Here is an 8,804-nt window from a genome sequence, read left to right as displayed (position 1 = left end):
CATCAACGGTTAATTCCTGTTCGATGGCATTGCAGAAGGATGAAATAGTCTGAATCCAAAAAGCCCTTCACGTCTGTGGAGGGCTTTTTGTAGGTGTTTGACCAATACGACTAACCTTCTACAAGGCTGTAGGATCAAATACCTCGCTTCTCAGTTCGTAGAATGTTCACGGCAACTGCCTCTGCGGCTTTGATGCCATCAATGCCCGCCGAGAGAATTCCACCTGCGTAGCCAGCGCCTTCGCCAGCAGGATAAAGACCTTCTGTGTTTAGACTCTGACCGTCTTCGCGGCGTTTGATCCGAATGGGTGAAGATGTGCGGGTTTCTACCCCAGTCAAAACGGCATCGTGCATGGCGAATCCTTTAATTTGCTTGCCGAAGGCAGAAAGGGCTTCGCGAATTGCCACGATCGCATAGTCAGGTAGGCTCAAGCTTAAATCCCCTAAACGCACTCCTGGGGTATAAGACGGTCGAATGGCACCCAATTCTTTAGAGGGACGATCGGCGATAAAATCACCCACGAGTTGCCCCGGTGCATTGTAGTTACCTCCACCTAGCTCAAATGCTCGTTCTTCTAGACGACGTTGAAAGTCAATGCCTGCCAGAGGGTGACCTGGGTAATCATTGGGTGTGATGCCCACCACGATCGCGCTATTGGCGTTGCGCTCGTTGCGGGAATATTGGCTCATTCCATTGGTGACGAGTCGCCCCGGCTCTGAAGCTGCCGCCACCACTAGACCACCCGGACACATGCAGAAGCTATAGACCGATCGACCATTTGAGCAGTGGTGAACGAGCTTATAGTCAGCAGCGCCTAAGAGCCGATGACCCGCTTGTTCACCAAATCGAGAGTGATCGATGAGCGATTGTGGATGCTCAACCCGGAATCCGATCGAGAACGGTTTAGCCTCGACATAAACGCCTCTGTCAAAGAGCATCTGAAAGGTATCTCTGGCGCTGTGACCTACCGCAAGAATGACATGATCGCTGCGGATATATTCTCCGCTAGCGAGAGTGACTCCACGCACCTGTCCCTGTTCGATGTGGATGTCTTCGACTCGATTTTGAAAGCGAATTTCACCGCCCAACGATTCGATCGTGGCGCGCATCTTTTCAACAATTCCTACTAGCTTGAAGGTGCCGATGTGGGGCTTGTTGACATAGAGAATTTCGGGTGAAGCTCCCGCATTGACGAGTTCAGTTAGCACTTTGCGCCCGTGGTGCTGAGAATCTCTAACCTGGCTGTAGAGTTTGCCGTCAGAAAAAGTGCCTGCACCGCCCTCGCCAAACTGGGCGTTAGATTCTGGGTTCAAGTCTCCTTTTTTTCGCCAAAACCCAAAGGTGTCAGCCGTGCGCTCTTTGACGGCTTTTCCGCGTTCTAGCACGATCGGACGAAACCCCATTTGTGCCAGCATCAGAGCCGCAAACATACCACAGGGTCCAGTGCCGATGACGATCGGTCGCATCGCCAAATGAACCGGAGCTTGTGCCACTTGGCGGTAGCTCATGCTGGGTGCAACCGTCACATGAGGGTCTTTTTTAAAGCGCTGAAGGAGCTTTTTCTCTTGAGTAGTTTCGATGTCTAGAATGTAGACCAGGATAATTTCTTCTTTCTTACGAGCGTCGTAGCTGCGCTTAAAGATTGAGTAGCTGATTAGATCGTTCGGAGAGATTTGAAGCTTCTTAAAAATAGCGGTCTTGATTGCATCTTGAGCATGATCAAGCGGCAGCTTTATTTCTGTGAGTCGTAGCATACTGAATATTTTGGACAACCTTATCGGGAGCGATCGCTTACATTCCTACAGCTTCTGAACCGTCAGTCACTTTTATGTTGGGACAAATATTTTGAGCTAGCACGTCGTCAGGTGGGCGATCTTGCCAGTGTGCAAGCAATCTTTGCAATTCTTCTCGCTGGCTCTGTAGTGCCTCGATTTGCTGACTGATCGCTTCAACTTTTTCTTGAAGATAGTGCTTGACTTCTCTACAGGGCAACTGACCTCGATCGTGCACCGTCAAGATCTCCTTCACTTCTTGCAGACTCATTCCTAATGACTGTGCTCGTTTGATCAATGAGAGCCGATCGAAGACTTGGAGTCGAAAGAGGCGATAGCCTAACTCAGAGCGCTCGACTGTCGGAATCAATAAGTCAATCTCATCGTAGTAGCGGATGGTTTTGACTGGCAGACTACTATGGTCGGCAACTTCACCGATTTTGAAGAGATGATAGGTCGTCAAACCGTGCATAACTTGAAGGGATCGAACCTTTTAATTTTGTGGCGGATTCTTTTTAGCCATTGAGAGCATCGGTAGCGAAGGGCGAGACGATGAGGGCGGAAGAGCATGAATTGCTACCCGTTCCTGTACGTCAGGGGTGCGTTTTTGAGATTGCCACAGCCGCAGGGCGATCGCGACTCCGACCGAACTCAAGCCAAACACTACGAGCGAGGTGCTGCCATCAATGCCTCCGATCGCCACATCTACAGCACCCGCAATCAGTACAAACCCGGTAATCGGTTCCTTCCGATAGACGGTTCTAAACATCCGCGACCAAACAAGGTTCATAAAATTAGCTCTGTTGCAGATACTTCTTAATTTTAAAGCTTTCAGCTTATCAGTGATGAGTGCTTCGGATTCTGTAGTTTTCTATCCTAAACTCCGCTGTGGATACTTGCGATGATTATAAGCAAAATCACAGGCAACAGACCGTTTATTCAGACAGACCTTCCTAAAACAAAGGGCAGACTTCTATCTGCCCTAACATCGATTAAGTTTCAATCCTGCGGTTCAGGTTACATCAAGCCCAACCAAGACATCACGCCCTGACCTGTAACATACTCAACAATCAATGCTGCGACGAAGCCAAGCATGGCGGCTCGACCGTTAAGACGCTCTGCATAATCATTAAAACCAAACTTGGGTTGACTGAGTTTGGGAGCCATTGTCGGTTGACTAGAAGTCATTGCTTGTTAACCTCGCGCCTTTGATAAATTGACAACTGAATTTTTTGAATGAGTAGAGAATGTTGAACCTCGATCAAGCAGATTCATAGAAATCCACGTCACGATCAATACGCTTTACATTTCTTTACCTTCACCCCCCATTGTAGACAGATTTGAGACATTTAATACAGAAATTCAGCTATTCGGATCACAGTTATTGATGGTGAGCAGGTTTAAGCTAGAGAAAAGCCCAGCGAAACGAGGTGAAGATGGAAGTCGGAGTTCCAAAGGAAACGAAGGATCAGGAATCTCGAGTGGGGTTAAGTCCTAGCAGTGTGCGGGTGCTGACAGAGAACGGTCATGCAGTTTTTGTAGAGGCAGAAGCTGGAGTCGGATCAGGCTTTGTCGATGCCGATTATGTGCAAGCAGGTGCACAAGTGGTCGAGGGTCCTTCAGATATCTGGAATCGAGAGCTAATAGTCAAAGTTAAAGAACCGCTCAATACTGAGTATCAATATTTGCAGAAAGAACAGATTCTCTTCACCTATCTTCATCTGGCTGCAAACCGCCTTCTGACTGAGCATCTGCTCAATTCTGGTGTGAGCGCGATCGCTTATGAAACGGTAGAACTTCCCGATCATCGCCTGCCTTTGCTCACGCCGATGAGTATCATTGCGGGACGGCTATCGGTGCAGTTTGGGTCACGATTTTTAGAACGGCAGCAGGGAGGACGCGGCGTACTTCTGGGCGGTGTACCTGGAGTAAAGCCCGGACGAGTCGTAATCTTGGGGGGTGGCGTAGTCGGAACTGAAGCGGCACGAATGGCGATTGGAATGGGCGCTCAAGTGACGATTTTGGATGTGAGCGTCGATCGTCTTTCTTATCTAGAAACCCTGTTTGGCTCCAGAGTTGAACTACTTTACAGCAGTTCTAGCCAACTTGAAGCGGTGGTTCCTGATGCTGACCTGCTGATCGGAGCCGTTTTAGTCTTAGGAAGAAGGGCACCGATGCTGGTTTCTCGATCGCTGGTGGGCAAAGTGCGTCCCGGCTCGGTGATTGTCGATGTGGCGGTAGACCAGGGTGGCTGCATTGAGACTGTTAGACCGACTTCACACACACAGCCAACCTACCTTGAGGAAGGAGTCGTTCACTACGGCGTACCCAATATGCCCGGAGCCGTTCCTTGGACTGCGACTCAGGCGCTAAACAACAGCACCCTTCCCTATGTGTTGCAGTTGGCTAATATGGGGTTGGATGCGTTAAGCAAAAATGCTGCCTTAGCAAAAGGTCTCAATGTACAAAATCATCATCTGATTCACTCTGCCGTACAAGCAGTTTTTCCTGATCTTATGGCTTAACAACAGAAAATCTTTTAACTAGAGTCAGGCTTCGCTATCGCCTTTGACTAAAGTGACTAACAGTTGCCAAACCGTCCAGCCGATCGTGGACACTAAAACGACGATCATCAATAAAGCCAAAGCCGAGAAGGGCGCTAACAGCAGCATCAGGAGCAGCCCTAACAGCACGATCGTAAGAGTTAGATTGTTCATCAGTTTTTCCTGTAGTTTCTAGCCTTAGCCTATCCAACTCAGATGCTGACTTGCCTCTAGCGTTGGCATTATCTAAGTTCTTTAAGAAGGTTGACGAAATGTTTCTATGTGTGAACTTTCTAGAGTGATTCCTTGAGGCTTTCTCGGCTGCTGAAGGGAGATTGAGAGGACGATCGAACTAACTCCTACTAGGTTTAAGCGCAGGAATTCGAGCTATGATGACGGAACTAATACTTTAGATAGACTCTAGTGAGAGTAGAACCTGAATGCAATCTACTCATCGTTAGAACGAGGAACCTTAGGTAGAGACTCGACTCATCTAAAAAAGCAACCCGGCTAAGAAGATCATGGAAGAGTGGCAAAAAGATTTTTCTGAACTACTAGAAACTGCGGCTGAACAAATGGAAGATTTCTTTTTAGGAATCTCTAAGGAAGTCACTGAAGTTGTGAATACCTTGGTAGAAGTTTCAGAAGAAATTTCAATGCAGATGCAAGGTATCCTCTCCGATGAAATTGACTTATACGTAACTGAGTTAGTCAACCCAGTTTTAGAAGCTTATTTTGGGTTTGAGGGAATGGTCGGAACGGTAGCTCAGCCGATGATTCAAACTGTTGAACCTTTTCTAAGTCAGCATCCTGTGTGTGCAGGGTGTCGCCACTATCATGGACAGATGTATAGCGGTAACTTATTGGTTTGTGGAATGCATCCTTATGGGGTCGATGAAGGTGCTGATACCTGTGCTGATAAAGAATTGACCGTGTGGAAGTCGCCTTATTTCAACGACGAGGGTCAGTTTTTTTTCGGCGGCGATGACAATTGGTAAAGAATTAGATCTCACAACCTTAACTTGATTTCTCTCGCGATCGCTTCCTAGCTTTCAAAGCTTCCAAGTTTTGTTTGACGATCGAGAGCGAGTCTCGATCTCCGCACTCTAGATAGAGTTCACTAGCTTTAACTAGATTAAAAGTTGCATCATCATCGCGGCGCAAATTGGCAAAGGCTAACCCTCGATCGTGATATGCCTCGGCGAAATTTGGGGTGAGTTGAATGGCTTGGGTGAAGTGCTCGATCGCGACTGGGTAACGCCCTGCTTTAAATGCAGTGACTCCCTGCTGAAAAGGCTGGATAGCCTCGTTTTTTTCGTCTATAGCCAATTTAGAAATCGGCTCATTAAAGAGAACTGCACGACTTCCTGCCCCGATATAAGCCCACACCATTGAGCCGATTCCGACACTGGCGACGAGCGTAATCGCAATCAATACGATGAAAAAGTTTGCCGTGTCCATTAATGGATTTGTCGCAAAAAATTGGGCTGAACATAGACAGTCTAGTCTAGATTCAGCCCATCCCAATGTGATTCGCTCAGGCTGAAACTACACCAGCTTGAGATTAGGATAGTTAGCGATGATATCGTCACGAGTCAAAACATCGCCCTCGGCTTGAGGACTCCATAAAATCTCTATCGCTAAGAGACGATCGCTAGAGATTCCGCCTAACAGACTTAACGCCTTCCTTAGGTCTTCAGAACCGTTAATAGGAGGCAGCTCTAACTTTCCTTGAGTAGCAGCAATCAGCGTTACTACGATGTATTCACCTGGATCTTGAGACTCTGCGAGTGCTCCGCCCTTTTCTGCTACGGCTAGAGCGCTACTGTCTGTAGAGCCTTGCTTAAGCTGACTGTTGACGTTTGACAGAGTTTCGGCTGTGAACTTGCTGCGCTCAGAAAGTGCCAAGCGATTAAATTGAGCTTCGGCAGCTTCTAAACGAGCTTGTTGAGATTCGTCGGCTCCATAGACCCAATATTCGGGGTGACGCAGCATCGCCAACGTGGTTTCTTGCAGCACTTGAGCCAAACCTTCGTTGGTGTTGGTATTCGCTTTTTCGGCAATACGATCGAGGTCAGACTGCAAGTTGCGGGCTTCAGCAAGTAGACCGACCTGAACTTTAGCGATCGACACCGAAGGATTGCTAGAACCTACCTCACCACCATCAGAAGCGCGTCGGAAACTCTGAACTAGAAAGCCTGCGATCGACAAAAAGATCAGCACGCTAAACAGCCCACCGCCACCGCCGCCCACAAACGGAAGAATGAAGGGAAAGCCGAAACCACCACCCGGATAGTATCCGCCGCCATACCCGCCGCCGTATCCACCCGGAACACCGCGGCTAGGAGGAGCATAGGTGCGGCTGGGCGCTCTAAACGATCCGCCGCCAATGCGACCACCGCTGCGAGCAGCTAAGGCACTATCCGCGTGACCCATTGCCAACGCCAGCACAAGCCCGATCGCGACAAGGGATTTCAAAAAAGATTTCATCAAGGAAGATTTTTTGGGGTTCATAACTCTACAACCTATCTAGGCTTATCTCAGCACAGATGGGCTGAGTTGAGCAAATGCAGGATTCTTAACATTTCTTCACAAACCTTAAGATTTTCCTACCTCTCTACTTTATCGCCTTCCTCAAGGGTTGGAAATGCGCCATAGGGCAAGTTTGAGGAGAGATAACCGAACTTGTTAGCCACCGCCCACGATCGTCACGATTTCTAAGCGATCGTCGGCTTTCATCTCAGTGTCTGCCCAAAACTGACGGTGCAAAATCTCACCGTTATATTCCACTGCAATCAACCGAGGGTTTAGCCCCAACTGGTCTAGCAGGTTTGGCAGCAGTACTTTAGGACTACAGGTATGCAATTCTCCGTTAACCTGAAGCGTGATGTGATTAGACTCAGAGCTTATAATCTCATCCATTCTTGTAACTCACTCCCACAGGTCAGGTGTCTGATGTTGGTTTGAGATTGCCTTTCGGTTGCCTTTTAAGATCTGTCTTTGATTCATCTGAGCTGAAAAATATTGCGTCGCGAGGATGGGCTGCTCGGCTTGCATGATGGCACGAACCACTGCGATGCGCTGTGCGCCTGCTGAGATAACCTCATGAACATTGTGGATGTCAATGCCTCCGATCGCAAACCACGGCAGCGGACAGTGATTGGCAGCATATTGCACATATTCGATTCCAGCCGCCGCTTTTCCGGCTTTGGTCGGCGTTGCATAAACGGGACCTACGCCGACATAATCTGCCCCTTCTCGAATGGCGCGATCTAGCTCATCGGGGTTGGTCGTAGAGCGTCCAATCAAACGCTGATGTCCGAGAAGCTGACGGGCTAACTCAAGGGGCATATCTTGCTGCCCCAGGTGAACGCCATCGGCATTAACGGCGAGCGCTAAATCAACCCGATCGTTGACGATAAACAGCGCTCCATATTCGTGACAGAGTTGCTGGAGTTTGTGAGCATTGCTAAGACGCGTCTGGTCGTCGGTTTCTTTATCGCGATATTGCACGATCGCTAACCCGCCTTGCAGAGCTGCCTCGATCGTAGCAAACAAATTGTCAGACGGAGACGTAACTAAATAGAGAGACGCTTGTTTTAATTTTTGGTGACGCTGATAAATCATCAGGCTGCTTTCTAGCGTGTAGACCTGATAGCGCATCTGCTTAACAGTTGCTGCCATCTCAGTGCTATAGACTTTGCCATATTCTTCCAAGACTCTCAGGGCTTCTTGGATTCGGCAAAAGTTGACCTGCAAAACGTGCTCGATGCTGTCGCGCTTTTCTTCTTGGGAGTGGGTCAACTCCGTGCCCGGATCGTCAGGCGTATTTCTGGCGGCGCGAAGTTCAGGAGTATGCCACAGGGCGAGTTCTTGCCGCAGATGTTTACACTGCTGAGTCAGTTGAGCATCGTTGAGACCAAAACGACACCATTCTTCAACGACGCGTAACCCTTCGCGAGTGCGATCGAGGTTGGCATCAAGAATTCGATAAAGTGCAGGTTGTGCAAATTGGCTGCGGCTGTCTGTGTTGCCCATTGGAACAAACCCATGAATTTTTCATCGTAACAGGCAGAGGGAACTGGAATCAGGATAGGTTGTTCTAATTCAGTAGTTTTGCGGTTGAGTCGAAGCAAGTAAATCCATCTGATCCTCAATTTCTGAACCCTGTTCTAATTCATTAAGCTTTGTAAAGTTTGTTCTATTCAGGGAATCTGTAGACAAAATTGAAGGATTGTTTTCTGGCTTCGTCTCTCGTGCAAAAGCGGTTGCTCTGAGCCGCCTCTCGTTAACCCCTGTTTTGTCATCCTAAAGCCGTGTGTAGGAAAAAGCTGTGAGTTGGTTTCCCGCTAGAATCGATCGTTCACTGTTCATCAGACCTCTTGAAAAAGTTCCTGCCCTCACCCTAAATCCCTCTCCCAATCGTGGGAGAGGGACTTTGAAATCTGGCTCCCCTTCTCCCAAGCTTGGGAGAAGGGGTTGGGGGATG

Annotated in this window: 11 protein-coding genes; 2 read left to right on the top strand and 9 right to left on the bottom strand. The window is 48.5% G+C overall.

What is annotated here, in order from left to right:
• Positions 1-134: 134 nt before the first annotated feature.
• The 4 genes from A8707_RS24985 to A8707_RS27275 form a co-directional block, all read right to left on the bottom strand.
• A complete protein-coding gene (locus tag A8707_RS24985; protein WP_068820030.1) occupies positions 135-1,754 on the bottom strand; it encodes an NAD(P)/FAD-dependent oxidoreductase in 1,620 nt (539 codons plus the stop codon).
• Between the two features lie 37 nt (positions 1,755-1,791).
• Positions 1,792-2,244 carry a heavy metal-responsive transcriptional regulator gene (locus A8707_RS24980; RefSeq protein WP_068820028.1) on the bottom strand — a complete coding sequence of 151 codons (453 nt, stop codon included), beginning with the start codon at positions 2,242-2,244 and terminating at the stop codon, positions 1,792-1,794.
• Between the two features lie 21 nt (positions 2,245-2,265).
• Complete coding sequence (locus A8707_RS24975; protein ID WP_068820026.1) at positions 2,266-2,562, bottom strand: hypothetical protein; 297 nt, start codon at positions 2,560-2,562, stop codon at positions 2,266-2,268.
• 227 nt (positions 2,563-2,789) lie between these two features.
• Positions 2,790-2,960, bottom strand: coding sequence for a chlorophyll a/b-binding protein (locus tag A8707_RS27275; protein ID WP_074382583.1), 171 nt, complete (start codon positions 2,958-2,960; stop codon positions 2,790-2,792).
• 248 nt (positions 2,961-3,208) lie between these two features.
• Between A8707_RS27275 and ald the strand changes: the two genes are divergently transcribed.
• Positions 3,209-4,297, top strand: a complete 1,089-nt coding sequence (ald, locus tag A8707_RS24970; RefSeq protein ID WP_068820024.1) for an alanine dehydrogenase — start codon at positions 3,209-3,211, stop codon at positions 4,295-4,297.
• A 24-nt stretch (positions 4,298-4,321) separates the two neighbouring features.
• Here the strand turns inward: ald and A8707_RS28675 are convergent, their stop codons facing one another.
• Positions 4,322-4,489 (bottom strand): hypothetical protein, encoded by a 168-nt coding sequence (locus tag A8707_RS28675; protein ID WP_156518869.1) that lies wholly within the window; start codon positions 4,487-4,489, stop codon positions 4,322-4,324.
• Between the two features lie 347 nt (positions 4,490-4,836).
• Here A8707_RS28675 and A8707_RS24965 point away from each other — a divergent pair, with 347 nt between their 5' ends.
• Positions 4,837-5,313: a hypothetical protein gene (locus tag A8707_RS24965; protein WP_068820022.1), complete on the top strand. Its 477-nt coding sequence runs from the start codon at positions 4,837-4,839 to the stop codon at positions 5,311-5,313.
• A 19-nt stretch (positions 5,314-5,332) separates the two neighbouring features.
• Here A8707_RS24965 and A8707_RS24960 read toward each other — a convergent pair whose 3' ends face one another.
• The 4 genes from A8707_RS24960 to A8707_RS24945 all read right to left on the bottom strand — a co-directional run bounded on the left by A8707_RS24960 (position 5,333) and on the right by A8707_RS24945 (position 8,353).
• Positions 5,333-5,776 carry a tetratricopeptide repeat protein gene (locus A8707_RS24960; RefSeq protein ID WP_068820020.1) on the bottom strand — a complete coding sequence of 148 codons (444 nt, stop codon included), beginning with the start codon at positions 5,774-5,776 and terminating at the stop codon, positions 5,333-5,335.
• 87 nt (positions 5,777-5,863) lie between these two features.
• Positions 5,864-6,805 carry a DUF1517 domain-containing protein gene (locus tag A8707_RS24955; RefSeq protein ID WP_231948463.1) on the bottom strand — a complete coding sequence of 314 codons (942 nt, stop codon included), beginning with the start codon at positions 6,803-6,805 and terminating at the stop codon, positions 5,864-5,866.
• Between the two features lie 198 nt (positions 6,806-7,003).
• On the bottom strand, positions 7,004-7,237 hold the full coding sequence (thiS, locus tag A8707_RS24950) for a sulfur carrier protein ThiS (RefSeq protein WP_068820016.1): 234 nt from the start codon (positions 7,235-7,237) through the stop codon (positions 7,004-7,006).
• A gap of 9 nt (positions 7,238-7,246) precedes the next feature.
• The gene (locus tag A8707_RS24945; protein WP_068820014.1) at positions 7,247-8,353 is read right to left on the bottom strand and encodes a thiamine phosphate synthase; all 1,107 of its coding nucleotides are present in this window, start codon (positions 8,351-8,353) and stop codon (positions 7,247-7,249) included.
• Positions 8,354-8,804 lie beyond the last annotated feature (451 nt).

Origin of the sequence: Phormidesmis priestleyi BC1401, from assembly GCF_001650195.1 — a bacterium.
Classification (GTDB): Bacteria; Cyanobacteriota; Cyanobacteriia; order Leptolyngbyales; family Leptolyngbyaceae; genus Phormidesmis_A; species Phormidesmis_A priestleyi_B.
Note: the sequence above shows the minus strand (reverse complement) of the source record. Positions and strands in the feature narration are given on the sequence as shown.

Bases quoted from the DNA above. Each gene is read 5' to 3' on its own strand.
- A8707_RS24985 (WP_068820030.1), bottom strand. From the start codon at position 1,754: ATGCTACGACTCACAGAAATAAAGCTGCCGCTTGATCATGCTCAAGAT.
- A8707_RS24980 (WP_068820028.1), bottom strand. From the start codon at position 2,244: ATGCACGGTTTGACGACCTATCATCTCTTCAAAATCGGTGAAGTTGCC.
- A8707_RS24975 (WP_068820026.1), bottom strand. From the start codon at position 2,562: ATGAACCTTGTTTGGTCGCGGATGTTTAGAACCGTCTATCGGAAGGAA.
- A8707_RS27275 (WP_074382583.1), bottom strand. From the start codon at position 2,960: ATGACTTCTAGTCAACCGACAATGGCTCCCAAACTCAGTCAACCCAAG.
- ald (WP_068820024.1), top strand. From the start codon at position 3,209: ATGGAAGTCGGAGTTCCAAAGGAAACGAAGGATCAGGAATCTCGAGTG.
- A8707_RS28675 (WP_156518869.1), bottom strand. From the start codon at position 4,489: ATGAACAATCTAACTCTTACGATCGTGCTGTTAGGGCTGCTCCTGATG.
- A8707_RS24965 (WP_068820022.1), top strand. From the start codon at position 4,837: ATGGAAGAGTGGCAAAAAGATTTTTCTGAACTACTAGAAACTGCGGCT.
- A8707_RS24960 (WP_068820020.1), bottom strand. From the start codon at position 5,776: ATGGACACGGCAAACTTTTTCATCGTATTGATTGCGATTACGCTCGTC.
- A8707_RS24955 (WP_231948463.1), bottom strand. From the start codon at position 6,805: ATGAAATCTTTTTTGAAATCCCTTGTCGCGATCGGGCTTGTGCTGGCG.
- thiS (WP_068820016.1), bottom strand. From the start codon at position 7,237: ATGGATGAGATTATAAGCTCTGAGTCTAATCACATCACGCTTCAGGTT.
- A8707_RS24945 (WP_068820014.1), bottom strand. From the start codon at position 8,353: ATGGGCAACACAGACAGCCGCAGCCAATTTGCACAACCTGCACTTTAT.